The organism is Synechococcus sp. RC10A2 (assembly GCF_047502605.1).
This window is the reverse complement of record NZ_JANSHP010000023.1, coordinates 42,231-67,469: the sequence shown is the minus strand read 5'-3', so window position 1 is coordinate 67,469 and position 25,239 is coordinate 42,231. Positions and strand designations below refer to the sequence as shown.

Sequence of the window (25,239 nt, the reverse complement as noted above, 5' to 3'; positions counted from 1 at the left end):
CTTTATGGCGTTCCCGCGCCGTGTGCGGGACGCTCACTGCCGAGCCGAAACTCTGGAGGAACAGAACGATGTCTATGCATACCGATTGGACGACCGAAGCGAATAATACGGAGATAGACATACTTTTAGGACACGCCGCCCCCCTGTATCACAACCTTTCTGTCGCCAGCCTTGTGGAGCATGCGATTCGAAATGGGGAAGCGCAGTTGGCGGCGAATGGCGCGCTGGTCGCCGCCACGGGGCACTACACGGGACGCTCCCCGAAAGACAAGTTCGTGGTGCGTCGCCCTGAATGCGAATCGGAAATCGCTTGGGGCGCGGTCAACCAGCCGATGGCGCCAGAGGTGTTCGAGCGGCTGCTCTTGCGCGTCACGGCGTATTTGGCGAACCGCCCGTTGTATGTGCAGGATTGCTACGCGGGGGCGGACCCGCGCTATCGGCTCAAGGTGCGCGTGATTAACGAGATGGCGTGGCACAACTTGTTCGCGAAGCAACTCTTTATCCGCCCGCCGCGCGAGGAGCTGGCAGACTTCCGACCGAACTTTCTGGTGCTGCACGCGCCGAACTTCAAGACCGACCCTGCGATCGACGGTACGCGCAGCGAGGTGGTCGTCGCGCTGGACTTTGTGCGGCGCATCGTGCTGATTGCAGGCACGGGCTATGCGGGGGAAATCAAGAAGTCCATCTTCACGGTGTTGAACTTTATTTTGCCGTTGCAGGGGGTGTTTCCGATGCACTGCTCGGCGAATATGGGCGCGGCGGGCGATGTCGCGCTCTTTTTCGGGCTGAGCGGCACGGGCAAGACCTCGCTGTCTGCTGACCCCGAACGCCGCCTGATTGGCGACGACGAACATGGCTGGACGGATACGGGCGTCTTCAACTTCGAAGGCGGCTGCTACGCCAAGTGCATCAACCTCTCGCGCGAACACGAGCCGCAGATTTGGCACGCCATCCGTTTCGGCAGCGTGGTGGAGAATGTGGTGGTGCATCCCGACACGCGTGAACCCGACTACGCGGACGCCTCGATTACCGAGAACACGCGCGCGGCGTACCCTGTGGAGTACATTGACGGCGCGGTGCTGCCCAGCGTCGGCGGGCATCCGCAACATCTGTTTTTTCTGGCGGCGGATGCGTTCGGCGTGCTGCCCCCAATCAGCCGCCTGAGCGTCGAGCAGGCGATGGATATGTTTTTGCTGGGCTACACGGCGAAGGTGGCGGGCACGGAGCGCGGGATTACGACCCCTGAGACGACCTTCAGCGCGTGTTTTGGCGCGCCGTTTCTGCCGATGCACCCTGCCCGCTACGGCGCGATGCTCGCCGAGAGGTTGCGCCAGCACCATGCGCAGGCGTGGCTGGTCAACACGGGCTGGACGGGCGGCGCGTACGGCGTTGGGCATCGGATACCCATCCGCTACACGCGGGCGATGATTCGCGCTGCACTGAACGGCGCGCTGGACGGCGTCTCGTACCACACCGACCCCATCTTCGGGCTGGAAGTGCCCGACTCCGTGCCCGATGTGCCGAACGACCTGCTGCACCCGCGCGACACTTGGCAGGACAAAGCCGCCTACGACGCACAGGCGCGCCAACTCGCCGAGCGCATGCAAGAACAACTCAAGCGCATTCGGGGCTAAGCGATTGCGAGGAACTGCCAAGCAAGTTAGGCAGAATCCCCCGTTCATCCAGCGCGGCTTTGAGGCGTTGCATCAAGCGGCGTTCGCCTTCGGAGAGGGCAAGTTTGGGCAGTTCGCCACCCGATTGCTCGCACAGCCACCCCGCGCCGCTCAGCACGCGATACTTGGCGGTCAGGGCGCGGATGTGCTGGAGCAGGGCGTCGGTCAACCCGCGCTCGTCGGCGGCGATATAGAGGACGCCGTTGCCCGCGTGCGCCAGCGCGGAGACGCTTGGCAGTTCGCTCCAGCGCGCCATAGCGTCGGCAACCTCGCTGGGGCGCATTAGGATTTGCAGCATCAGCGCGTGCTGGCGCGGGGCGAGCCAATCGCGCACATGCTGCAGCGTCGCATCGGGCACTGGCTCGGCGGGATAGCCCCGTGCGCGCAGTTGCTCGATTTGCCACGCGACGCCTTCGGGCGACCCCGAAAACTCCAGCAGCAGGTACGGCGCAGGCGCACCCTGCTCGGTCTGCAGGCGCGGCTCGGTTTGTAGCTCGTGCTGGGTGAGGGGCGCAACGGTTGGGGGCGGTTCGAGGAGGGTCGAGCGGGCGCACAAGATGAGGTTATCGTGTGTACCCTCCTCTTTAAGGTTCCCCCCGCTTCGCGAGAGGAACCAAGCCCCTTCGGTTCCCCCTGCCTGCAGGGGGAACCTTAAGGAGGGGGTGCAGAAAATCGTTCTGTTGTGAACGCTGACAGAGAAGTAGTTTTGGGAATGCGGCGATTCCACCTGCGCAGCCCACTGTGACGCCCTTGCTTGTATATCTCCACCCCGAAGCGCCAGCACGCTAATCCCATCGGGCTGGAGAGGTATCTGCATCAACTCGGCGAGCGTCGGCTCCAGCGCATCCCAAGTGGTCTGCCAGCCGACCGCCTCGAACTGCTGGGGTATCGGCTGCACCTTGAGCGTGATTTCGGTCAGCACTGCCAGCGTGCCCCACGCGCCGCACAGCAGGCGATGGATGTCGTAGCCCGCAACGCTTTTGACCACCTTCGCGCCACTTTTGAAGGCGACGCCGTCGGGCGTCACGGCGCGGATTGCCAGCAATCGGTCGCGCGGCGTGCCGAACCGATAGCGCCACGAGCCTGCACGGTTGCTGCTCACAATCCCGCCGATGGTCGCCTGCGCAGGCAGCGCGGGGTTCCACGGCAGGTACTGACGATGTTCGCGCAACAACTCTTGCACGGCGTGCAGGGTCATCCCCGCGCCGACGGTCAGCACCAAGTCTTGCGGCGAGTAGTCAATCACGCGGTTCAGGCGGCGCGTGCTGAGCAGCCACCATGCGCGGTCAGGCGGCGTAAGATGGGTCAGGTATGTACCGCTGCCCGCCACGAGGCACGGCGTGCGCATGGCGTGCGTGTATTCCAGCAGGGCGCACACTTCCGACTCGCTGGCGGGCGCAACGACGGCGAAGGGCGCGGCGTCGCCAAGGCGGTAGTTCGCCTCCAACGCGCCGCGCCCCTCACTGCCGACAATCGCGTACAGCCCTTCCTGCATTACAGCTTGATGTCGATGATGCCCGACACCCCAACGCCCTCCACGCGGTCGATGCCGCGCTGCGGGCTTTTCGTGGAAATGGGGACCAGCGCACGCAGGCGCACCTCACGCCCCAGAAAGTCGCCTTCAATCTGCGCGACGGCTTGCACCTTGCGCACGAGGTCGGGCTTGCCCATCACCTGCGCCGCGCCGATGTGTGCGCCATTGCCCGCGCTCAGAATCGGCACGACTTTGGTCGCGAAATTCTTGTCGGGCTTGGTGTTCGTCAGGCGGTTCAGGGCGCGATCCATGTCCCCGCCAAAGCGGTCTACCACCAGCGCAATCCCGCCTGCCTTCAGAATCTTGTCCAACTGCGAATACCCGACCACACAGCCCAGCGTCAACAGCACGCCCAGTCCAAACGCTCGTAAATGGTGTCTCATACGAACCTCCCTGTTGCGTAGTATACCTATTGGACGCGCAAGGAGGCACTTTGGGTATAATTAGGCTCCACCACGCCCCCGTAGCTCAGTGGATAGAGCGCAGGCCTCCGGAGCCTGGTGCGCAGGTTCGATTCCTGCCGGGGGCGCGTTATTTATTGCGCATCACCAGCAGCCGTTTGCCCGCCGTCATCGAGGCTTGGTAGTCCTGCAGGGCGCGGTGTACCTCGTGCAGCGGATATCGCCCTGCCACCTCGCTGCGGAGCAGGTCGCCCAGCGCGTGTTGCACCTGCCGCGCAAGGCGCAATTGCCCCCACAGGCTGCGTTTTGCGAGCCAGTCAGCGAGCCAGAAGCCCTCGACGCGCTTGCGCTGGAAAATCAAATCGCGTGGGTCTGCCATCAGCGGCGATTCGGAGAGCGCGCCGTACAGCACGAGCCGTCCCCCGTCGGGCAGGGCGTGCAGCACCCGCGCGGCGGTCATCCCCGACACGGCTTCGAAGGCAATCGTCGCGTTCAACTGGCGGCAGGTTTCGCGCAGTTGCTCGTCGAAGCCCTCTGCCTCGCTGTTCAGCACATAGCGTGCGCCCAACGAGCGCAGAAGTTGTGCTTGCTCCTCGCGGCGCACGATGTGAATGCCCTCGACGCCGAAATGCAGGCTCAAGCGCAGCAGCATTCGTCCCAGTGCGCTGGCGGCGGCGGTCTGCACGAACGCCCGATGCCCGCCCTTACGCGCGATGTCCATCAGCGCCCACGCCGTCAGCGGGTTCACGATAAGCATTGCGCCCGCCTCGTCGTCGACGGAGTCCATCAAGGGTACGCAGCGTGCGCTGGCGGTGAGCATATACTCTGCCCAAGTGCCGTCGTGCTGGTTTGGCGCGGCGCACGCCACGCGCTTGCCCAGCAGCAGGCGGCTAAGCCAGTCGTCGCCCGTCGCGACCACGTGCCCCGCACCTTCCCAACCAGGCACAACGGGCAGCGGCTTCAGTACGCCGTACAACCCCTTCAGGAACATCAGGTCGGAGGGGTTAATCGGCGCGGCGGTCATCTTGACCAGCGCTTGCCCGCGCTGGGGGCGCGGCACGGGGCGCGTCTCGATGCGCAGCGAGTCGGACGCGCCGTCGTAGGCATACAGCACCGCCGCCTGCATCGTGTCGGGAATCGGCTCGACGGCTCTCATTCGGGGATGATGTCCAGGGTACCTTTCTGCTCGTTGTAGTACGCCTCCAGAATGCGCAGGGCGACATCTTCGGGCTGGAGGGCTTTGGGCGGCATGCGGAACGGCACGCGCTCCCAGAAGCGGGTGGCGACCGCGCCAGGGCGCACGAGGGTAATCTTCCAGCGCGGCTGCTCTTTGGCAAGCACCTGCGCGAAGGTCTCCAGCCCTGCCTTCGCCGTCGCGTATGCGCTCAAGCCAGGCAGCACCAGTTTCTCGCTGAGTGCGCCGATGTAAAACAGGTGCGGTTCGGGGCTAAACAGCGGGCTGAAGGCGCGTGTCGCCACATACGCGCCTGTGAGGTTCGCGTCCAAAATGCGCCGCCACGCTTCCAGCGGCATCTCGGCGACTTTTTGCGCGGTGATGTCGCCCACGGCGTACACCAGCGCGTCCACTTGACGGTCGCCTTGCGCTTGCAGGTGCGCCTGCAACGCCTGCGCTGCGCTCTGAATTGCCGACTCGTCGGCGACATCCTGCACCGTGTGCGCCCACTGAACGCCCGGCGCGAACCGCTCCGCGTGGCGTCCAATCGCCCACACTTCCCATTCGTCCTCCATAAACGCCTTCGCAACGGACTGACCGATAGTGCTGTCTGCGCCAACTAATAGTAGGTGTCCCATAGTAAGTAGATTGTACCTGTTGCAAAGGGCGAATACCGAGAAACTTTGAGTGTGGGGTATCCTCCATATCGCGATACGGACTTGAGGAGGTTTGTGATGCGTGAGGCTTACCGAAAGCTTGGAGTGATTCTGCTGATGACGCTTTGGCTGGGCGCGTTGACGCCCGTGCTGATTGCGCAACGACACCTATCCGACGAAGACCAGTGTGTTTCCCGTATGCGGATGCTTTCGACTGCGATGCTGATGTATCTCCAAGACTACGACGAGGTGTTCCCGTTGGCGTTCGGGCGCGATACGACAGGCAACTGGTTGTGGAGCTATGCGCACCCTGTGCCCTACGATTGGAGGCAGCCTGACCCCAGCCGAGAGGCAGCCTTTGCGTCAATGTGGGCGAACGCAATTCTGCCGTATCTGTCTTTTCGTGGAGGCGCTCCGCGCTACGACTTGCTCTATTGTCCTGCGACGATTGCGACCAAGATTGCGGATAGCAACTATGCGAACCCGCGCCGACGCCCAGCGAAGGTTTCGTACACCTACAACGGGCTGCTCCACCGTCTCTCGTTAGGGCAGTCCGACAATCCAGCGACGGTTCCCGCGCTTTGGGAAGGTCGCGGGCGCACTTATCTTGTGGGCTATGCGCTCAGCAACCCGACGCTTGGGTGCGAAAACCCTCGTATCGAGTGCCGCTACTATTCGCCCGCACGGGATGGCGCTTGCAGAGTTAGCGGTGCTATGTTCACTACGGACTCGGTGTGGATTCACCCCAAGGGCACGATAATGGCGTACATGGACGGGCATGTGAGTTGGCGTCGGCTGGGGTTAGCAATTGCCCCCAACAACACTGACCCGAACTACGACCCCTTCACGGGCTACAACACTTCGGGCGTGCCGTCCTACTACTGGTTCGACGGCTGTAATCCGTGGCTCTTCCGCCCGTACTGAATGCGGTTAGGAGGTGGCTCTGATGAGAATCGCTTTGACGGTCTTGGCGCTTTTCGGCGCGGTATGCTTGGCAATGGGTCAAGCGGTGGTGCGGTGGCAGCGGACATACAGCGTGAGCGGCTATGAGACGCTGTTTGCCGCGCTGCAGCACGATGGGGCAGGCACTTTGTATCTCCTTGCGTCGCTGCGCCAGCTTGAAGGCGAGGACGCGGTGAGCCTGGTGCGCTACACGCTGCGCGGGGCGCCGCTTGACGCGCGTCCGTACGGTATCTCCAACGGCGCACAAGAGGAAGGCTTCGGGCTGCAGGTGCTACCCAACGGCGACTGCGTTGTTGTATGCGCCCTGTCTGAGCCGATTTGGGAATTGGGCACGGTGCGCCCCGAGCAGACCACGCTTGTGTACTATCCTGCGGTGGGCGCGCCCGACTTCGAGCGTCGCGTGAACGGGCTGCCTACGGCGCTGGCGCGGGGCGATAATCGGCTCTTTATCGCGACCCAGACCCCGCGCGGGCAGATCGGTTATGTGACCTTTGACTCCGCGACGCGCGCGCTTCAAGAGACCTCCCTTCCGCTCGGCTACGGCGTTGTCTTGGATGCCGCTTGGGAAGCGGCGCAGGGACTGGCGCTGGGTGGCTGGGGCGGCGCCAGCAGCGGGCGCCCAGGGTTTTATTGGCGCAACAACGCCTTTACCTCCCTGAACGCGCCGTTCAGCTATGTCTCGCAGGTGCAGCCGCTGCCGAACGGCAACCTCGTGTATATTTGGGGCAGCGGCGACCAGAACGAGGCATGGATGCACGGACCCGACGGGCTACAGGCGGAACGGCTGACGCTCCAATCGGCAATTAGCGAGTCGGGTGAGGCGTTCGTCTATGTGATGGCGCAACAGGAGAGCGGCTATTCGCTTGCCTTTACTCTGGTGCGCATAGCCGCTGACACGCTAACGCGCCAGTGGGAGTTGCCCCTTACGGACTTCCACCCCTTGCTATGGGCGGTCGACTCGGCGGGGAGCGTATACCTGCTGGGCAGCAGTCCTGACAGGTATGAGTTTCGGAAAGTCCGCTCCGATGGCTCGCTTGCTTGGAGGCTCCCCGCAAACGATGTCGCGCCACTGCTTCGAGGGGCAAGAAGCCTGCTCCCGCTGCCGAATGGGAGCCTCATCGTTGCGGGCAATCTACCGCTGGAAAGCGACGGCTCTGAGATGGTAGTCGCGCTCATCGGGCGTCGGGGCGACACGAACGGCGATGGCTGCGTGGATGAGGCAGACCTGCTAAGTGTTATCTTCTCCTTCGGAACCGATGAGTTCGCCGCCGACCTCAACACCGATGGTGTCGTCGACGATGCTGACCTGCTGGAGGTGCTGTTCGCCTTCGGGTCAGGGTGCTGAGGCGATTGTGCTTGAGCCATAAGCCTGCCCCCGCTGGGCGTTTCGGAACGCTCACGGGGGCAACCTTAACTTATCGTCGCAACATCTCTTCCAGTGCCTGTTCGAACTTGCGTTGCGCTTCGCGGGCTTCGGCAGTGCCAGGCGCAAGTTCGACGGCTGTTTGCCATGCTTGTAAGGCGCGTTGGAAGTCGCCGCGGCGGTAGGCTTCATCGCCGATGGCAATCTGCTCGCGGGCGGCGTTGCGCTGGTACTCTTGCGCTTGCGCGCCGCGACTATGCTTGGCGGCGGACGCCCAGTGGTTAATCGCGCCCTCGCGGTTGCCTAACCGCGCTTCTATCGCCGCCATGCCCGCGTAGGCTTCGGGCAACGGCGCATACTGAACCGCTCGTTGGTAGGCTTGGAGCGCCTCCTCGTAGCGACGCGCCTCAAAAAGCTGGTTGCCGTACATCGTCAGGGCGGTCGCCGTGTTGCGACGGAACTCCTCTTTCCACTTATTCGACTGTGCGCTGCGGTAGAGCTGGTCGTAAATCTGCGCCGCCTCCAGGTAGCGTCCCTGTCCGAAGAGTTTCTCCGCCTCTTTCGCGCGGGCGGCGACCTTCTCGTCGATCTGTTGGAGTTGGTACTCTTGATAGGCGCGGGTCGCGCTGAACACGCCTAAGATGACGATGCCCAGCGCCGCGCCGCCGATGAGCAAGACCGCCAGCAGCGTGCCCAGAAACTGTCGCGTGGCGGGCGACAAGACAGGCTTCGGCGGTGGGGGCGGCAGGTACGGCGCAGGCGGCGCAGGTGCAGGCGACGGCACGGGCGTCGGCGGCGGCAGCGTCGCCCCTGTCGGCGCAGGTGTCCCATATGGCGATGGGTAGCTGCCTGTCGGCGCAGGCGCGCTGTAGGGCGGATAGCCTCCAGCGGGCTGCGGCGCACCATACGGAGACGCGGGTCCCATCGGTGTGGCAATCACGGGCGGGGCTTTCACCTGCGTTAGGGCGTTCTCCAACGCCTGCTTCATCTCCAGCGCAGACGAAAACCGCTCGGCAGGACTCTTGCGCAACGCCCTGCGAATCACCCACTCCAACGGCGCGGGAATGTTCGGCGGCGACGGCGGCTCGGTATGCACAATATTGTAGGTAATCGTGATGACCGAGTCGCCCTGAAACGGCTTGTAGCCCGCCAGCATCTCGTAGAGGATAATGCCCACGGAGAAGAGGTCGCTGCGCTCGTCAATCGCGCCGCCTTGCACCTGTTCGGGCGACATGTAGCTTGGCGTGCCGAAAATCTGCCCGTCCATCGTCAGGTTCGGCTCGTACTTCAGGCGAGCAATTCCGAAGTCGGTGATTTTGACCAGCCCTGTGGGCAGAATGTGGATGTTTTCGGGCTTGATGTCGCGGTGGATGACGCCTTTGCTGTGGGCGTGCGCCAGTCCATCCAGCACCTGCGTCGCAATGCGCACCGCCTCTTCAGGGGGTAGGGAACCCTCTCGATCCATCTTCTGGCGGAGATTATCCCCCTCCAGATACTCCATCACGATAAAGTAGCGTCCGTTCTCCTCTTCGGTCTCGAAGATGGTGACGATATTGGGGTGCGTCAGCGAGCCTGCAGCGCGCGCCTCGCGCTGGAATCGGGCGATACGGTCTTGGCGCACGGCGTCCGTCGCGCCAGGCGGCATCATCAGTTCCTTGATGGCAACACGGCGGTTGATGCGCGTGTCAACCGCCTCGTAGACCGCGTCGTTGCTGCGGGCGATTTCGCGGATAATCCGATAGTGCCCCAGTACTGTCTCCAGCGCCATAGTCCCCTGCTATAGTATACACCGCCTTTATGCAGTGGTCAGTTCGCCGAGAACGCCGTCGGGGGTTAGGTCTACAAGGCGCACGGGAATCAGTTGCCCCACAAGGCTGGTCGGCGCGGCGAACTCCACCTGCAGGTAGCGGTCGCTTGTGCCTGTCATCAGCCCAGAGAGTTTCGAGCGGGTCTCCACCAGCACGCGCTCGACTGTGCCCAGCAGGCGAGAGGCGTAGCGTCGCGCCGCCGCTTTGCTCACCTGCTGGAGACGCTGCAGCCGCTCCGCCTTCACCGCGTCGGGTACTTGGTCGCGCATCGTTTCGGCGGGCGTGTCGGGACGCGGTGAATAGCGGAACAGGTGCGCTCGGCAGAACTCCACCTGCTCCACCACGAAGCAAGTGTTCTGGAACGCCGCCTCGTCCTCGCCTGGGAAGCCAACCATGATGTCGGTGCTGATGGCACAGTTCGGAATCCGCGCGCGCAGCCGACGAATCAAGTCCAGATAGAACGCCTGGTCGTAGGGACGGTTCATCGCCTTCAGAATGCCAGAATCGCCGCTTTGCAACGGGATGTGCAGATGGGGGCACATCTTCGGGTGTGTTGCAATAAGGTCTATTAGGCGGTCGGACACTTGGGTCGGCTCGATGGAACTGATGCGGATACGCTCCAGCCCCTCAATTTCGCCCAGCATCGCGCACAGTTCGGCAAGGTCGGGACCACCGCTGCCCGTTTTGGGACCGTAGTCGCCAATCAGCACGCCTGTTAGCACGATTTCGCGGTAGCCGTCTTCGACCATCGAGCGCGCCTCTTCCAGCACCTCGGTGTAAGGCGTGCTGCGCATCACAGGGCGCGTATAGGGGATGGAACAGAAACTGCAGTAGAGGTTGCAGCCGTCTTGGATTTTCAGCACGGCGCGGCTGCGGCGGCGAATGGGCATCTCGCCGTTTCGGTGCGCCTGCGCCAGCTGCTCCTTGAAGCGCGGGAAATGCTCCAGCAGGTACTCGGCGGTTCGCAGTTTGTCGGGGTTCGGCACGACCAAGTGCGCCTCCTCCAGCCGCTCGCCACGCCGTATCGTGAACTGCGCGTAGCAGCCCGTCATCACCACGACCGCGTTTGGGTTCTGCCGTGCGGCGCGGCGCACCGTCTGGCGCGACTTCGCCTCCGCCGTCTGCGTCACCGAACAGGTGTTGATGACATACACATCGGCGGGCGCGTCAAAGGGCACGATTTCGAAGCCCAACGCCTCGAACCGTTCCAGAATCTTCTGCGTCTCGTATTGGTTGACCTTGCACCCCAGCGTGGTGAACGCAGCGGTCGGCATAGCGGGGGAATTGTACCTTTTTTATGCCTGCTTACGCTTCCCTCCAGTCTACCATGCGAAGCGGATAACCTAACGCCGTCACGCGCTCGTAATGACGCGCATTACCCGTCACCAACACCAATCCGTGCGTGATTGCTTGGGCAGCTACGATTGGATCTGCCCGCCCGATTGGCTGACCCGTGCGCAGCAAGTCCCCATCGATTCGACCCGCCAGCACTGCGCTTTCCATGTCCACAGGCAGCACTTCCATCGCGTCAAGCGCCTGCAAAAACCGCTCTAACTGCTCCAAACGTGCCACCCGCTGCAACCCGCTCACGATCTCTATCACGGAAATCACCGAGACTGTCAGCATAGCGTGATGCCGCAGGTATGCTTCCGCCTGCGCGACCACTTGGGGATTGCGTCCCTTGAGAACTTCGGAGAGAATGTCTGTGTCAAGTAAAGCTTTATCCATCGTACTGGCGTAGGGGACGGGTTTCTCGATCGGTCATCACAGCTTCCAACAGAGTATCTAGAAGCTCCGCCTCATCGCGAAACAACCCGATGAGGCAGTGACTGTCCGTTTTGCCCACTGGAAGCACGAGGACGCGAACGCGCGTGCCCGCAGGGAGGTTGACAGGCTCCTCCAGCTCGATTCGGTTGCCTTGAACGGTTCCGAGGTGTGTCATCCGCGTCGCCTCACGCATAGGATACCTCACACCGAGTTGAAAGCCTGGGAGGCAGAAAACTAAGCACGCAGGACGAGTCCGCTCCCGACAAGCGCATCTACCAGCGTCGAAGAAGTGTTCGGGTACTTATGAAAGATTAACTGATGCATCGCGCGCGTGCTGACGACATAGAGCTTGCGCCTATTCTCTTCGCTGTTGGGAGCATACTGCGCGTCGGCGGCGTTCCACTCGCCCATGCGCGTGTCGTGCTTCTTGAAAGACTGGCTATACAGTACCTCTGATTTTCGCTCAAGCGGCGAAAGGCACAACCCCTTGACAAATCTGTCTGACCTGTGGTATAATCTTGACCGATGGTCATGATTGACCATCGGTATATCACTGACCGTTGGTACGCATGTTGGAACGCGCTATGAGCAAACCATCGTTAACCCGTCCGAGTCGACGCGAGCGCCGCCGAGAGGAGACGCGCCAACGCCTCATCGAGGCGGCCCTCGCGTTGATGCAACGAAAACCGTTCGAACAGGTGACCGTCGAGGAGATCACCGAACTCGCCGATGTCGCCAAAGGCACCTTCTTCACCTACTTCCCCACCAAAGAGCATCTGCTGCACGCTTACATGCGCGACCTGGCGGATGAGGTGTACGAGTTTCTGGAGGCGTTGGACGCGGAGAACGCGCCGAGCCAGTGGGAGGTGCTGCGGCAGGTGATGCTGTTCATCGCGCGGCGGGACGCCCGCTCGCTGCAGATTAGCCGCTCGCTGATGGTCGCTTGCTGCAACAACCCCGAAGTGCGCGAGCAGATGATGGACATCGTGCGCGAGGCGACCGAGTACGCTGTGGAGGGCTTCCGTAAGGGGCAACAGCGTGGCGAATTCCGCAACGATGTGCCCCCAGAAACCCTCGCGCACCAAGCGATTCGCCTCTACCGCCTGTGCCAAATGGAGTGGATGATGGAAAACGAACACGCCCCGCTGGAGCAAATTGTGGAGCAGATTCTGGCGTTTTACAAGCCCGCGTTTGTGCATCCCAGCCGCTTGCAGGAGGAGTCAACGGAATGAGAATAGAGCGCATCTTAGGGACAATCGTTTGCGCGTTGATGGCGTTTGGCGCGTTTGCACAGGGCGGCGAGCCGCTGACCCTGCAGGAGGCGGTCGCGCTCGCGCTGCGCAACAACCGCGCCGTGCAGATTAGCGCGCGGGGCGTCGACAAGACGCGCAACGCGCTGCGCGAGGCGCGCAGCAACGCCAACTTCACCATTCAAGGCAACGCGACCTACACCCGCTTCGATCGCGTCGCCGAGGCGCGCTTCGGACCACAGCCCGTGCGCATCGGCAACCTCGAGAACCGCACCGCGCGCATTACGCTGACGCAGGTGGTGGACATCAGCGGGATTATCCGCACGGCGATCCGCGCGGCAAACCTGACGCTGACCGTGAGCGAACTGGAGTTCGAGCGCACGCGCAACGACACGATTCTGCAGGTGGTGCAGGCGTATCAGGGCGTGGCGCGCGCCGATGAGTTCGTGCGCGTGGCGGAGGAGGCGCTGCGCAACGCCCAAGAGCGACTGCGCCTAATCCGCGCGCAGGTGGACGCAGGCGTCGCCGCGCAGTTCGACCTGCTGCGCGCGGAGACGGCAGTCGCCCAAGCCGAGCAAGCCGTGCTGAACGCCCGTAACCAGCGCGAACTCGCCGCCGCCGCGCTGAACAACCTGCTCGGACGCGACCTGAACACGCCCGTGCGAGTCGCCAAGCCCGAACGCCTGCCCGAACTGCAACTGCCCCCGCTGGAGACACTTACCCAGCAAGCGTTCCAGAACCGCCCCGAACTCATCGCCGCGCAGCGTGGCATTGAACTGGCGCAGGTCGGCATCACCAGCGCACGGCGTAGCCTGCTGCCCAACATCGTGCTGACGGGGCAGGCGGACTTCAACCTGAACACCTCGCCGTTCAACCCGCGCCGTGAGACCTACACGGGCGTCGCTGTGCTATCCGTGCCGATTTGGGACGGCGGGGTCGCCCGCGCGCGCGAAGCGCAAGCGCGCGACGACCTCGAAATCGCCCAGCTGCGCCTCAAACAGGCACAGGAAGGCGTCGCGCTTGAGGTGCGCCAAGCCTACCTGAACCTGCAGGACGCCAAAAAACGGCTCGAAGTCGCCCGAAAAGGGTTGGAGCAAGCGACAGAAGCCTTACGCCTCGCGCGCGTGCGCTTCGAAGCGGGCGTCTCGCCCCAACTGGAGATTAGCGACGCCGAACTCGCCTTCACCCAAGCCCAAACGAATCTCGTGAATGCACAGTTTGACTACCTCGACGCCTACGCCGCGCTGCTGCGCGCGATTGGCGCAATTGATGAGCAATACACACGCCTGTAATGCAGGAGGGCAGCAATGAAAACGAACCTTCGGAAACGGAAACTGTATGGGATTGTGGGTATCGTCGCACTGACGACGGCACTACTGGCGGGTTGCGGGCGCGGTGGAGGTGGTGGCGCGCCCGCCCCGCAAGCGCAAGCGAACGAAGCCGCCGCCGTCACCGTCGCCGTGCAGACCATCCGCACAGGCAACCTCAGCGAGACCGCCGCGGTCACGGGCGAACTGCAAGCCTACAACGACACAACTGTCGCGACCAAACTCGGCGGCAAGATTATCGAAGTGCGCGTGTTGGAAGGGCAGCGCGTGCGCAAGGGCGATGTCATCGCTGTGCAAGACCCGACCGACCTGAAGTTGCAGATTCGGCAGGCGGAGGCGGCGGTGCGCGCGGCGGAGTCGAACCTGCGCCAGGCGGAAATTGCCGCCCGCACGCAACCTGACCAGACCGACGCGCAGATTCGCGCCGCGAAAGCCGCGCTGGAGTCGGCGCGGGCGCGCCTGCGCGCCCTGCAAACGGGCGCACGCCCGCAGGAGCGCCAGCAAGCCGAGCAAGCCGTTGCCGCCGCACGCGCGAACTTCGAACTCGCCCGCGCGAACTACGAACGCGCCCAGCAACTCTACCAGCAAGGCGCAATTCCCAAGCAGCAGCTCGATTCGGCACGCACAGCGTTCGAGGCGGCGCAGGCGCAACTGCGCCAAGCGGAGGAGGCACTCAGCCTCGTGCGCGAAGGTCCGCGCCAAGAGGAGATCGAGGCAGCCGAGCAAGCCGTGCGCCAAGCGGAGGAGGCGTATCGTCAGGCGACGCTGGGCAAGGCGCAGGATGAACTCGCGCAGCGTCGGGTGGAAGCCGCACGCGCCGCGCTGCAGCAAGCGCAAGCCAATCTCGCGCTGCTGCGCCAGCAACTCGCCGATACGGTTATCCGCGCGCCCTTTGACGGCGTGGTCGCCCAGCGATTCGTGGATATCGGCGTCGTGGCGGGCGCGGGCACGCCCGTAGCGCGCATCGTGTCGCTTGACCGCCTCTACTTCGAGGGCACGCTGCCCGAAGTGCTGCTGCGCGAGGTGCGCGTCGGCATGCCCGTCACGGTGCGCGTGGACGCCTTCCCGAACCGCGTCTTCAACGCTCAAATCGAAGCGATATACCCTGCTGTCGCCGACCAAGCACGCAACCTACGCATCCGCGTCAGCCTCGCTAACCCCAGCGACCTGCCCCTCAAAACAGGGTTGTTCGCGCGGGGCGAGATACTTATCCGCGAATACAAAAATGTGCCGCTGACGCCGAAACTCGCGCTACTTGAAAAAGGCGGCACGACGCGCGTGTTCGTCGTCGAAGACGGCGTCGCCAAGCAGCGCACGCTCAAAGTCGTCGCGACCAACACCGACTACATCTACGCTGAAGGCGTGCGCGTCGGCGAAACCATCGTCACGCGCGGGCAAGACCTGCTCAGCGACGGGCAACCCGTGCGCGTGCTGGAACCATAAGGAGGCAAGCCCATGTGGATGACCCGATTGGCTCTGAACCGACCCGTCACCATCATGGTGTTCGTGGTCGCCATTCTCGTGCTGGGCTACTACGCGCTGGGGCGCATGCAGGTCGAACTGCAGCCGAAGGTGGACTTCCCCGTGATTACCATCGTCACGGCATATCCGGGCGCGTCGCCCGAAGAGGTAGAGACGCTGATTACTAAGCCCATAGAGGACGCTGTGGCAGGCGTGGAAGGGCTACGGGAGATTAACTCCGTCTCGCAGTTCAGCCTCTCGCAGGTCGCGCTGGAGTTCTACATCGGCACGGACATTTCGCAAGCGTACATCGATGTGCAGGCAAAGCTCAACACGGTGCTGAACCAGCTGCCCGACGGTGCAGAGCGCCCCTCCATCCTCAAGCTCGACACGCAGTCGCAGCCGACCATGTATATTTCGCTCACAGGCAACCGCCCCGCCTACGAGTTGCGCGAGCTGGCGGAAAACATCATCAAAGACCGCCTCTCCAGCGTGCCTGGCGTGGCGGCGGTCTCGGTAGCGGGCGGCGAGAAGCGCGAGATTCAGGTGCTGGTCGACAAACAGCGGCTGAACGCCTACGGGCTGTCCATCAACACGATTGTGCGCACGCTGCAGGGCGCGAACCTGAATGTGCCTGCAGGGCGCATTACAGAAGGCGAGCGCGACTACAGCGTGCGCCTGCTGGGCGAGTTCCAGTCGATAGACGAGCTGCGCGAGCTGGAGATTTACCTGCCGAACAACCGCAACCCGATGGCGCGCGGGAGCATCATCCGCCTCAAGGATGTCGCGACGGTGCGCGACGGCGTGGTGGAGCGCACGGACATCACCCGCGTCAACGGCAAGGAAGATGTCACGCTGGTCATCCAAAAGACCAGCGATGGCAACGCTATCGAGGTCTCGGAAGGCGTGCGCCAGCAGATTGCCCGCATCCAGAGCGAGTACCCCGACCTGAATTTCACCATCACTCAGGACACGGCGGACGCCGTCAAGGAGAGCCTGGCGGACTTGCGCCTCGCGCTCGGCATCGCGATTTTCCTCGTGGTGGTGATTATCTACCTGTTCCTCTACAATGTGCGCGGCGCGCTGATTGTCTCGCTGGCGATTCCGACCTGTTTCTTCGCGGCGTTCATCGCGATGTATTTCTTCGGGTTCACCATCAACTTTATGACGATGCTCGCGCTCTCGCTCGCGGTGGGGGTGCTGGTGGACGACGCGATTGTGGTCATCGAGAACATCTACCGCCACCTGTCGATGGGCGAGGAGCCGATGGAGGCGGCGTACAACGGGCGCACCGAGATTGGGCTGGCAGCCATCACGATTACCTTCGTCGATGTGGTGGTCTTTCTGCCGATTGCGTTTATGGGCGGCGTCACGGGGCAGTTTTTCCGCTCCTTCGGGTTGACCGTCGCTGTGACGGTGCTGTTCTCGCTGATTGTGTCGTTCACCCTGACGCCGATGCTCGCCAGTAGGCTCTATCGTCGGGGCGAGGGCGTCGAGGAGCCGCGCGGCTTTTTCAAGTGGTTCGACGACCGCCTGAACGCGCTCAAGCGGTCGTATCGGCGCGCGCTGGCATGGTCGCTGCGCCATCGCTGGCTGGTGATTCTAACCGCCAACGGCACGCTGGTGGCGGTCTTCGCACTGGTGATTGGCTCGGCGATTAGCGGCAGCCCGCTGCTGCCGTTCCGCTTCGCGCCCTCGCAAGACCAAGGGCTGATACAGGTGTCCATCGAGCTGCCGCCTGACGCCGCGCTGGAGCAGACCGACCGCGTGGCGCAACGCATCGAGCAAGCCGCGCTCTCCATCCCCGAAGTGAAGTATGTCTCCACGCGCTTGGGGCGGCTTGGGTCGAGCTTCTTTGGCGCAGGCGACACAGGTCCCCGCTTCGCCGCGATGCAAATCACCTTGCACGAGAAGAAAGCGTTGTTGGACAGCCTGCTGTTCTGGGTCAAGCATGACGAGCAGCTGCGCACGCGACGCGACATCGAAATCGCTGCAGAGTTGCGCCAGAAGGTGGGTGATATCCCCGGCGCTCAAGTAACGATTAACGCCGTGTCGGGCTTTCGCGGGGGCGGCTTCGGCGCGCCCATCCAAATCGCGCTCGTCGGCAAGGACACCGAGACGCTACTGGAGACCGCGACCAAAGTGCGCAACCTGATTGCGCAAATCCCAGGCATCAAAGACCCCGACCTGTCGTGGTCAGCGGGCAAGCCCGAGTTGCAAGTGCGCGTTGACCGCGAGAAGGCGACCTCGCTGGGCATCAGCCTTGCCGAGATTGCCGCCGCGCTGCGCACCGCCTACGAGGGCGACACCAGCGCGAAGTTCCGCGAGGCAGGGCAGGAGTACGACATTCGCGTGCGACTGCGCCCCGAACAGCGCCAGCGACTCAGCGACCTGAACGACCTCGTGGTCGGCTATGTGCAGGGCGCGCCTGTGTACCTGCGCGATGTGGCGAGCGTCTCGCTGGGCGAGGGACCGACCAAAATCGAGCGCACCGACCGCCAGCGACGCATTACCGTCACGGCGAACCTGCTGCCAGGCTTCACGCCAGGCAACATGCGCCAGGTCATCGACGCGAAGCTGGCGGAGGCGAACGCGGTTCCGCCCGGCGTGCGCGCCTCGTGGTTCGGCGAAAACGAGGTGATGGCACGCGAGGGCGTCTACATGGCACAAGCCCTGCTCCTCGCGCTCATCCTCGTGTACCTGCTGATGGTCGCGCTCTTCGAAAACTGGCTCTACCCGTTCATCATCATGTTCAGCCAGCCGCAGGCACTGGTGGGTGCGCTGCTTGCGCTCATAATCTTCCGCTCCGAGCTGAACATCATCTCGATGATTGGCATCATCGCGCTGGTAGGGATTGTGGGCAAGAACGCTATCCTGCTGGTGGACTACACGAACACGCTGCGCCAGCGGGGCTTGCCGCGCGACGAGGCGTTGCTGGAGTCGGGCGAGACGCGCCTGCGCCCAATTCTGATGACGACGCTGTCGCTGGTGCTGGCGATGGTGCCGATTGCGCTGGCGGTCGGGCGCGGCTCGGAGTTCCGCGCGCCGCTCGGTATCGTGCTGATTGGCGGGCTAACGGTTAGCACGCTGCTGACGCTGATTGTCATCCCGTGTACCTACACGGTGATGGACGATGCGACGCGCTGGCTGGGCAAGCTGATTTGGCGACGCGGTGCTGTGCCCGTAGAAACGGCAGCGGTGGAACCTGCAGAGCGCGAAGAGGAAGAGGTCGCCCCGCGCCGATAAGGGGGCGACCCCCTTGACAACCCCCTTGAAGCGGGTAGAATTGGGACGCTGGCGCGAACCCTGAAACTTTTCGCGCCACAAGATTCCAGAAACAGGAGGAGAGATGCTATGCGGTGGACAGTAGGGCTTGCGGCAATCGCGTTCTGTTGCGCACTGTGGGCGCAAGACGATGTGGCAGATGTGCCTTCCCAGACTCTGTATGCTGGCGACGACAAGAACAAGATGTATTTCCTCATCGGTCCGTACCCGAACACGCCTGCGCCGAAAGAGGGCTACCGACTGCTGCTGATTCTGCCAGGCGGCGACGGCAGCGCGGATTTTCACCCGTTCTGTAAGCGCATCTACAAGTATGCGCTGGACAGTAACTACCTCGTTGCGCAACTGGTTGCCCCGAAGTGGTCTGACGACCAGTTTGAAAAGGTCGTGTGGCCTACAAAGCGCAATCCTTGGGCAACAGCGAAGTTCACCACCGAAGAGTTTATCGAGGCGGTGATTGCCGATGTGAGGAAGCGGCATCCGATTGATTCGCGCTACATCTTTGCGCTGGGCTGGTCGTCGGGCGGTCCGCCAGTGTATGCCGCCGCGCTTGAGGAGAAGACCAGCCTGCGTGGGGCATTCGTCGCGATGTCGGTGTTCAAGCCCAACCAGTTGCCGCCGCTCAAGCACGCGGAAGGGCGCAGCTTCTACATCCTGCATTCGCCAGAAGACTTCATCCCGATACGGATGGCGGAGCAGGCAGAGACGAAGCTGCGTGCGCACGGCGGGCGTACGAAGCTCACGACCTACGAAGGTGGGCACGGCTGGCGCGGCAATCCCTACGACATGATTCAGGAAGGTATCCGCTGGTTGGAGAAGCAGGCGCAAGCGTCGGCGCCTTCTTGAAAGTCATTTTCCGCCACCTTACCAAATTCTGCCACAACAACGCTCTCTGCGTGCAGGCGGTTGCTACATCTCCGCAAACGCCTGCCGCAGAATCCCAACTGCCTCGTCGACATCGGCGGGGGTGATGACCAGCGGCGGCACGATGCGCAGGATGGTCTCGCCGACGGCGTTCAAAATCAGGCGTCGCTCCAAGGCTTTCTGCACGACCGTGCGGGCAATCGGCTGGCTCAGTTCCACGCCGACCATCAAGCCGCGCCCGCGCACTTCGTGGATGGGCGCGCCTTCATCCTGCAACGCCCGCAGGCGCGCCTGCAGGTAGTCGCCAACACGCTGGGCGTTCTCCAGCAGCCCCTCCTCTTCGATAATCTCGATGACCGCCAGCGCCGCGCTGCAGGCGAGCGGGTTGCCCCCGTAGGTCGTGCCGTGTTCGCCGGGCTGCAGCACCTCGGCGGCGACGCCGCGCAGCAGGCACGCGCCGATTGGGAATCCGCCGCCCAGCCCCTTCGCCGTCGCTACGATGTCGGGCGTCACCCCAGCGTGCTGGTAGGCGTACCAGCGTCCCGTGCGCCCGAAGCCCGCCTGCACCTCGTCGACAATCAGTAGCGCGTCGTAGCGGTCGCATAGCGCGCGCGCCGCGCGCAGATACTCGTCCGCAATCGGGTAGACGCCCCCCTCGCCCTGAATCGGCTCCAGCAGGATCGCCGCTGTGCGCTCGCTGAACGCGGCATGCAGCGCATCGAGGTCGTTGCGTGGAAGCGCACGGAAGCCTGGCAACAGCGGCTGGAACGGCGTCTGGTACTTGGCTTGCATCGTCGCTGAGAGTGCGCCCATCGTGCGCCCGTGAAAACTGCCCTCCAGCGCGAGAATCTCGTAGTCGGGCGTGCGCTTGACAGCGTTGGCGTACTTGCGGGCAACCTTGATTGCCATCTCGCACGCCTCCGCGCCGCTGTTGGTGAAAAACGCCTTCTCCATGCCCGACCGCTCGCACAGCTTCAGCGCCAGTCGCGCCTGCGGCTCGGTCAGGAAAAAGTTGCTCACATGCATCAGCTGCGCTGCCTGCTCCGCGATGCGCTGTGCCAGTTTCGGGTGGCTGTGCCCCACATTACACACGGCAATCCCCGCGAGGAAGTCCAAGTAGGCGTTGCCGAACTCGTCGTATAGGCGCGCGCCCTCTCCGCGCACAAACAAAATCGGCTGGCGACGGTATACAGGCAACACATAGCGCTGATCCAGCGCGGCAATCGTCTCCGTCAGGCTCGCGTGTGTGGCGGTCATACGCTTGAGTATACCTCGCGCAGGTATAATCCCCGCCGATGACGCCCAGAGTCAGCGTGCTGATACCCAGCTATAATCACGCGCTGTATCTGCCCGCCGCCTTGCAAAGCGTGTTCGACCAGACCTACCGCGACTACGAAATCGTGGTCGTGGACGACGGCAGCACGGACGGCTCGGTGGAGATCCTGCAAGACTACGGCGAGCGTATACGGCTCTTTGTGCAGGCAAATCGCGGCACTTACCCGACGCTGAATCGGTGTGTTGCCGAGTCGCGCGGCGAGTATTTGGCGATTCTGAACTCGGACGACTTGTGGATGCCCACAAAGCTCGAAAAGCAGGTCGCGCTGCTGGACGCGCACCCCGAAGTGGGGTTGGTGCATACAGGGGGCTATTTCATCGACGGCAAGGGCAACATCCAGCCGGGCAACCCGTTGGGGTTCGAATGGCCCCGCACGCCGACGGGGAATATTATCGAGGCGCTCGTGCGCTGCAACAAGATTATCGCCTCGTCGGTGTTGGTGCGGCGGGCGTGCTTCGAACGCTTGGGCGGCTTTCGTGAGGACCTGTTCGGCTCTGGCGACTGGGAGATGTGGTTTCGGATTGCGCTGGAGTGGGACATCGGCTACATCGACGAGCCGCTCACGATGTACCGCGTGCATGGGGCGAACGCCTCGTTCCAGCATCGGCGCGTCTACGAAGACGATGTAAAGGTGCGCACGGAGACGATACATGCCAACGAGCCGCGCCTGTGGCAGCGAGCGAACGATGCGCGGGCGATGCGCCTGGCGTTGGCGCACTCCTACGCCTGCTTGGGCACGGAGTACGCGCTGCTGGGCGACCGCGCGCGGGCGCGTCGGGCGTACTTGCGCTCGCTGCGGCTCTACCCGCTGCGCTTCAAAAGCGTGCTGCGCCTGATGCTCACCTTCCTGCCCGTAAGGCCGCCGCTTTAGCGCCGCGTGCCGACCCGCTGCTTGAGGTAGTCCTCCAGCAGCACCTTGCCGTTCTGCACGGTGTTCATCACCTTCGCCAGCGCGCCTTCCAGCTGGGTCAGCACCTCGTAGGCGTACTCGTCCGCGCCCTGCCGAATTTGCTGCGCCTTCTCGCGCGCCGATTCGAGAATCTCTTGCGCCTGCGTCTGCGCGAGTTGGTAGATTTCGGTCTGGCTCAGCATGCGCTGTTGCTCGGCGTGAGCGCGTTCGAGAATCTGCTCAGCTTCGCGCCGCGCCTGCTCGATGATGCGGCGGGCTTCCTCGTGCGCCTGCGCGATGGTTATCTGCGCCTCGGACTGCGCGCCGCCAATCAGGCGATCCGACTCGCGCAGCACCCGCTCCGCCTTGTCAAAATCGCTCGGCAGGTTCGCCAGAATCTGCTGGACTCGGTTATGACACTCGCCTTTGTCCAAACCGAATACAACAGGTCCGAAGCTCCGCGCGTTTTCGAACGCCTGATCCAGTTCCCGTAGCCACTTCCTAATCGTTGAAACATCCGTGTGTATCATCGTTCGAGCCTCCCCTATGTGGCGTCAATTTCGCCCGATGGGTGGGGGTTCCTGCCGCTTTGGGGGCGAATCGCTCCCGTAGTTTGTGGGCGACATTTGGGGGCACGAGCGTCTCCACTGAGCCGCCCAGCCGCGCGACCTCCTTGACAATCGACGACGACAGGAACGCATACTGTTGATGGGTCATCAGGAAGCAGGTGTCCACTTCGGGCGCGAGTTGGCGGTTCATCGTCGCCATCTGGAACTCGTACTCGAAGTCGGAGACGGCGCGCAGCCCGCGCACGATTGCGCACGCACCGACCTGTTGGGCGAAGTGCGCCAGCAAGCCTTCCAGCGAGGCAATCCGCACATTCGGCAAGTGTGCGCAGCACTCCTGAAGCATCTGCACGCGCTCCTCCAAGCTGAACAGCGGTTGCTTCTGCGAGTTGACCGCGACGGCGACGATGAGTTCGTCGAACAGCCGCGCCGCCCGCTGGATAATGTCTATATGCCCCATCGTCGGCGGGTCAAAGCTGCCTGGGTAGACCGCCCGCCGCACCTGCTCGCCCATCAGGGGAAGTGTACCCGATGGCTGTTCGCCTGTCGACTCGGCGAACCGCTTCAATTCGGCGAGGGTCTCCCACAGCCGCGCGAGCAACCCAAGGCGCGCTTGAGTTCAATCAGATTGCCCAGCTCCACGCATGGTCAGGGCACGCTGAACAGTTCGATCACGACAGCAGACTCGCGCGGCAGAGCTGTGGTGCAACTTGCCTAATTAGAGACGATGTTCATCGTCGTGTTCGTTGGCGCTTCACTTGCTGGCTACCCCATCGCGTCGGCAAGCCTTTGGTGAGTAATTCGCGCGCCTCAGCAAGCGTGAGCGTCGTCTGCGGTGCACTCGTGGTTTGCCACAGTTGCGCCAGCAGATCCAGTGCTGATGTCGGCGCACTGAGCGTCAACAGTGCATTTAGCCGCTGCTTGATAGCCTCTACCTCCTGCTCAAGGCGCGTCAACCGCTGAGTCAGTTCGCGTTCGGCAACCATCTCTATACAATATACCCTTTGCGCCTGTGAAACGGGGTAGAATTACGATGGTGATTGCGCTTGGCTCGGAGATGCACAGTGCAGACGGGCGTGTTGGACTCGCGCAAAGCCGCCATTTTGCGGGCGGTGGCGCGTGAGCACATCCGCACGGGCGAACCTGTCGGCTCGCAGGCGATTGTGCAGCGGTACGCGCTGGGGGTTAAGCCCGCTACCGTGCGCAACGAGATGGCGGCGATGACCGAGTACGGCTACCTCGCGCAGCCGCACACCAGTGCAGGCAGAGTGCCTACCACGCGCGGCTATCGGTACTATGTGGAACACCTGATGGGGCAGGCAACCGCCCTCCGCATCGAGAGCTACTTCCGACGCTTGCCCGAGCATGGCGAGAGCCTGACCGAGCTGTTGCAGGCGACCTTGCAACTACTGGCGCGTGCAGCGCAATCGGTCGCCTTCGCCGCCACCGCGCGCGATGAGACCATGCGCGTGCTGCGCTGCGTGCTGACCCTGTGCAGCCCGCGCCGCGTGCTGTCGGTCGTGATGATGGAACACGGCGAGGTGGACAACCGCTTGGTGGATCTGCAGCACGCGCCCTCGCAGCGCGCGCTCAGCCGCATGCAGGGTATCCTTGCCACGATGGTTGAGGGGCAGACGGTGCGCGCAGTGCTGGCGCTCGACCCCGCCCACGCACCGCCGATGGAATCGCCCGCCGAGCGCGAGACGCTCGCCAGCCTGCTCCGCGCCGTTCAGCAGCAAGTGCAGGAAATCGCCGAGGGCGAGCTGCTCTACGACGGGATGGTCTATCTGCTGCGCCTGCCAGAGTTCCAGCGCGAGGTGCGCCAGTTGGAGGCGGTGCTGCGCGTGCTGGAGGCGCGCAAACCGCTCTACCGCCTGCTGCAACAACGGGGCGACGCCGAGCTGCACATCACCATCGGCGAGGAGAACCCCATCGACGCGCTGCGCGGCTGCGCCCTCATCTACGCACGCTATTATGCAGGCGGGCGACCCGCAGGCGTCATCGGGCTGATGGGACCCGTGCGCATCGACTACGACCACGCGCTGCCCACCGTGCGACACGCCGCCAACGCGCTGAGCGACCTGCTTACGCGCACCCTCTACTCGTAAATAGGAGCCACATCGTGAAAGTTCTGGTGATTGACAACTACGATAGCTTTACCTACAACTTGGTGCAGTACCTGGGCGAGTTAGGTGCGGAGCTGACCGTCGTGCGCAACGACGAGCTGACCGTCGAGCAGGCGCTTGCGCTCCAGCCTGACCGAATTGTGATTTCGCCGGGTCCCTGCACGCCCCATGAGGCGGGCATTAGCATCCCGCTGATTCAGGCGGCGGCGGGCAAGGTTCCGATACTCGGCGTGTGCTTAGGGCATCAGGCGATAGGCGCGGCGTTTGGGGGCAACATCGTCCGCGCGAAGCGCCCGATGCACGGCAAAGAATCGCTCGTGCGCCACACGAATATAGGCGTCTTTCGCGGCACGCCTAACCCGCTGCGCGCCATCCGCTACCACTCGCTGGTGATTGAGCGTGCGACCATCCCCGACTGCCTCGAAATCACCGCCGAAAGCGAGGATGACCACGAAATCATGGGCGTGCGCCATAAGCATTACCCCATCGAAGGCGTGCAGTTCCACCCTGAGTCGATTCTCAGCGAGGCGGGGATGCAAATTCTCAGCAACTTCCTCTCGCTGCACGAGGGTGGTAATACCAATCACATGTGCAAAGTTCGTGATTTATCCCCCTCCGTTGGTTCCCCCCGCTGGCGGGGGGAACCTTAAGGAGGGGGGTGCAAATATAAACTCTGATTGCGCAGTTGGTATAATACACCATCTGGCGTAGTTTAGTCGGCGCACACTTGCGCTGGCTCCGCCTCCCCACGTTCCTCTCTAATCACGCGCGTATCGCCACAAGCGGTATACTTGTGTT

The 25,239-nt window shown here is 63.1% G+C and carries 23 protein-coding genes and 1 tRNA gene; 12 read left to right on the top strand and 12 right to left on the bottom strand.

From position 1 onward, the window contains the following. Positions 1-68 precede the first annotated feature (68 nt). A complete protein-coding gene (gene pckA / locus NW848_RS02605) occupies positions 69-1,634 on the top strand; it encodes a phosphoenolpyruvate carboxykinase (ATP) (RefSeq protein ID WP_414510418.1) in 1,566 nt (521 codons plus the stop codon). On the opposite strand, the gene NW848_RS02600 is transcribed toward pckA, so the two are convergent. Together NW848_RS02600 and NW848_RS02595 are read right to left on the bottom strand one after the other, a co-directional pair. Then, positions 1,615-3,168: an FAD-binding oxidoreductase gene (locus tag NW848_RS02600; protein WP_414510417.1), complete on the bottom strand. Its 1,554-nt coding sequence runs from the start codon at positions 3,166-3,168 to the stop codon at positions 1,615-1,617. The genes pckA and NW848_RS02600 overlap by 20 nt on opposite strands. Further along, positions 3,168-3,590 carry a hypothetical protein gene (locus NW848_RS02595; RefSeq protein ID WP_414510416.1) on the bottom strand — a complete coding sequence of 141 codons (423 nt, stop codon included), beginning with the start codon at positions 3,588-3,590 and terminating at the stop codon, positions 3,168-3,170. The genes NW848_RS02600 and NW848_RS02595 overlap by 1 nt, the downstream gene beginning before the upstream one ends. A gap of 74 nt (positions 3,591-3,664) precedes the next feature. Here NW848_RS02595 and NW848_RS02590 point away from each other — a divergent pair. Then, a tRNA-Arg gene (locus NW848_RS02590) sits at positions 3,665-3,736 on the top strand. Between the two features lie 2 nt (positions 3,737-3,738). Here NW848_RS02590 and NW848_RS02585 read toward each other — a convergent pair. Continuing rightward, a complete protein-coding gene (locus NW848_RS02585; protein WP_414510415.1) occupies positions 3,739-4,764 on the bottom strand; it encodes a zinc-binding dehydrogenase in 1,026 nt (341 codons plus the stop codon). Then, entirely contained in the window at positions 4,761-5,420 is a 660-nt protein-coding gene (locus tag NW848_RS02580; RefSeq protein WP_414510414.1) for an SDR family NAD(P)-dependent oxidoreductase, read from the bottom strand. Before NW848_RS02580 ends, NW848_RS02585 begins: the two co-directional genes overlap by 4 nt. 96 nt (positions 5,421-5,516) lie before the next feature. On the opposite strand from NW848_RS02580, the gene NW848_RS02575 reads away from it, so the two are divergent. Continuing rightward, positions 5,517-6,362 (top strand): hypothetical protein, encoded by an 846-nt coding sequence (locus tag NW848_RS02575; protein WP_414510413.1) that lies wholly within the window; start codon positions 5,517-5,519, stop codon positions 6,360-6,362. 22 nt (positions 6,363-6,384) lie between these two features. Next, positions 6,385-7,746, top strand: a complete 1,362-nt coding sequence (locus NW848_RS02570; RefSeq protein ID WP_414510412.1) for a dockerin type I domain-containing protein — start codon at positions 6,385-6,387, stop codon at positions 7,744-7,746. 70 nt (positions 7,747-7,816) lie between these two features. Here NW848_RS02570 and NW848_RS02565 read toward each other — a convergent pair whose 3' ends face one another. From NW848_RS02565 to NW848_RS02550, 4 genes are read right to left on the bottom strand one after another with little or no spacing between them, the layout of a single operon-like run. Then, on the bottom strand, positions 7,817-9,532 hold the full coding sequence (locus tag NW848_RS02565) for a protein kinase domain-containing protein (RefSeq protein WP_414510411.1): 1,716 nt from the start codon (positions 9,530-9,532) through the stop codon (positions 7,817-7,819). Positions 9,533-9,559: 27 nt separating this feature from the next. Further along, positions 9,560-10,846: a tRNA (N(6)-L-threonylcarbamoyladenosine(37)-C(2))-methylthiotransferase MtaB gene (mtaB, locus tag NW848_RS02560; protein WP_414510410.1), complete on the bottom strand. Its 1,287-nt coding sequence runs from the start codon at positions 10,844-10,846 to the stop codon at positions 9,560-9,562. Positions 10,847-10,877: 31 nt separating this feature from the next. After that, the gene (locus tag NW848_RS02555) at positions 10,878-11,300 is read right to left on the bottom strand and encodes a PIN domain-containing protein (protein ID WP_414510409.1); all 423 of its coding nucleotides are present in this window, start codon (positions 11,298-11,300) and stop codon (positions 10,878-10,880) included. Then, positions 11,293-11,514 (bottom strand): hypothetical protein, encoded by a 222-nt coding sequence (locus NW848_RS02550; protein ID WP_414510408.1) that lies wholly within the window; start codon positions 11,512-11,514, stop codon positions 11,293-11,295. The genes NW848_RS02555 and NW848_RS02550 overlap by 8 nt, the downstream gene beginning before the upstream one ends. A gap of 409 nt (positions 11,515-11,923) precedes the next feature. Between NW848_RS02550 and NW848_RS02545 the strand changes: the two genes are divergently transcribed. The 5 genes from NW848_RS02545 (at position 11,924) to NW848_RS02525 (ending at position 19,506) form a co-directional block, all read left to right on the top strand. Further along, positions 11,924-12,571: a TetR/AcrR family transcriptional regulator gene (locus NW848_RS02545; RefSeq protein WP_414510407.1), complete on the top strand. Its 648-nt coding sequence runs from the start codon at positions 11,924-11,926 to the stop codon at positions 12,569-12,571. After that, positions 12,568-13,881 (top strand): TolC family protein, encoded by a 1,314-nt coding sequence (locus NW848_RS02540; protein WP_414510406.1) that lies wholly within the window; start codon positions 12,568-12,570, stop codon positions 13,879-13,881. Before NW848_RS02545 ends, NW848_RS02540 begins: the two co-directional genes overlap by 4 nt. 15 nt (positions 13,882-13,896) lie before the next feature. Further along, positions 13,897-15,360, top strand: coding sequence for an efflux RND transporter periplasmic adaptor subunit (locus NW848_RS02535; RefSeq protein ID WP_414510405.1), 1,464 nt, complete (start codon positions 13,897-13,899; stop codon positions 15,358-15,360). 18 nt (positions 15,361-15,378) lie between these two features. Then, positions 15,379-18,624 (top strand): efflux RND transporter permease subunit, encoded by a 3,246-nt coding sequence (locus NW848_RS02530; protein WP_414510404.1) that lies wholly within the window; start codon positions 15,379-15,381, stop codon positions 18,622-18,624. Between the two features lie 108 nt (positions 18,625-18,732). Continuing rightward, a complete protein-coding gene (locus tag NW848_RS02525; RefSeq protein ID WP_414510403.1) occupies positions 18,733-19,506 on the top strand; it encodes an alpha/beta hydrolase in 774 nt (257 codons plus the stop codon). 63 nt (positions 19,507-19,569) lie between these two features. Here NW848_RS02525 and NW848_RS02520 read toward each other — a convergent pair whose 3' ends face one another. Continuing rightward, entirely contained in the window at positions 19,570-20,781 is a 1,212-nt protein-coding gene (locus NW848_RS02520; protein ID WP_414510402.1) for an acetylornithine transaminase, read from the bottom strand. Between the two features lie 38 nt (positions 20,782-20,819). Between NW848_RS02520 and NW848_RS02515 the strand changes: the two genes are divergently transcribed. Continuing rightward, positions 20,820-21,731 (top strand): glycosyltransferase, encoded by a 912-nt coding sequence (locus NW848_RS02515; RefSeq protein WP_414510401.1) that lies wholly within the window; start codon positions 20,820-20,822, stop codon positions 21,729-21,731. On the opposite strand, the gene NW848_RS02510 is transcribed toward NW848_RS02515, so the two are convergent. The 3 genes from NW848_RS02510 to NW848_RS02500 all read right to left on the bottom strand — a co-directional run bounded on the left by NW848_RS02510 (position 21,728) and on the right by NW848_RS02500 (position 23,301). Further along, positions 21,728-22,279, bottom strand: coding sequence for an ATP synthase F0 subunit B (locus tag NW848_RS02510; protein WP_414510400.1), 552 nt, complete (start codon positions 22,277-22,279; stop codon positions 21,728-21,730). The two genes, NW848_RS02515 and NW848_RS02510, sit on opposite strands and share 4 nt — an antisense overlap. Beyond that, positions 22,251-22,829, bottom strand: a complete 579-nt coding sequence (coaD, locus tag NW848_RS02505; RefSeq protein ID WP_414510447.1) for a pantetheine-phosphate adenylyltransferase — start codon at positions 22,827-22,829, stop codon at positions 22,251-22,253. The genes NW848_RS02510 and coaD overlap by 29 nt, the downstream gene beginning before the upstream one ends. 217 nt (positions 22,830-23,046) lie before the next feature. Continuing rightward, positions 23,047-23,301, bottom strand: coding sequence for a hypothetical protein (locus tag NW848_RS02500; protein ID WP_414427616.1), 255 nt, complete (start codon positions 23,299-23,301; stop codon positions 23,047-23,049). A 60-nt stretch (positions 23,302-23,361) separates the two neighbouring features. Here NW848_RS02500 and hrcA point away from each other — a divergent pair, with 60 nt between their 5' ends. Together hrcA and NW848_RS02490 are read left to right on the top strand one after the other, a co-directional pair. Beyond that, the gene (gene hrcA, locus NW848_RS02495; RefSeq protein ID WP_414510399.1) at positions 23,362-24,423 is read left to right on the top strand and encodes a heat-inducible transcriptional repressor HrcA; all 1,062 of its coding nucleotides are present in this window, start codon (positions 23,362-23,364) and stop codon (positions 24,421-24,423) included. Positions 24,424-24,437: 14 nt separating this feature from the next. Continuing rightward, entirely contained in the window at positions 24,438-25,091 is a 654-nt protein-coding gene (locus NW848_RS02490) for an anthranilate synthase component II (RefSeq protein ID WP_414510398.1), read from the top strand. Positions 25,092-25,239: the final 148 nt, after the last annotated feature.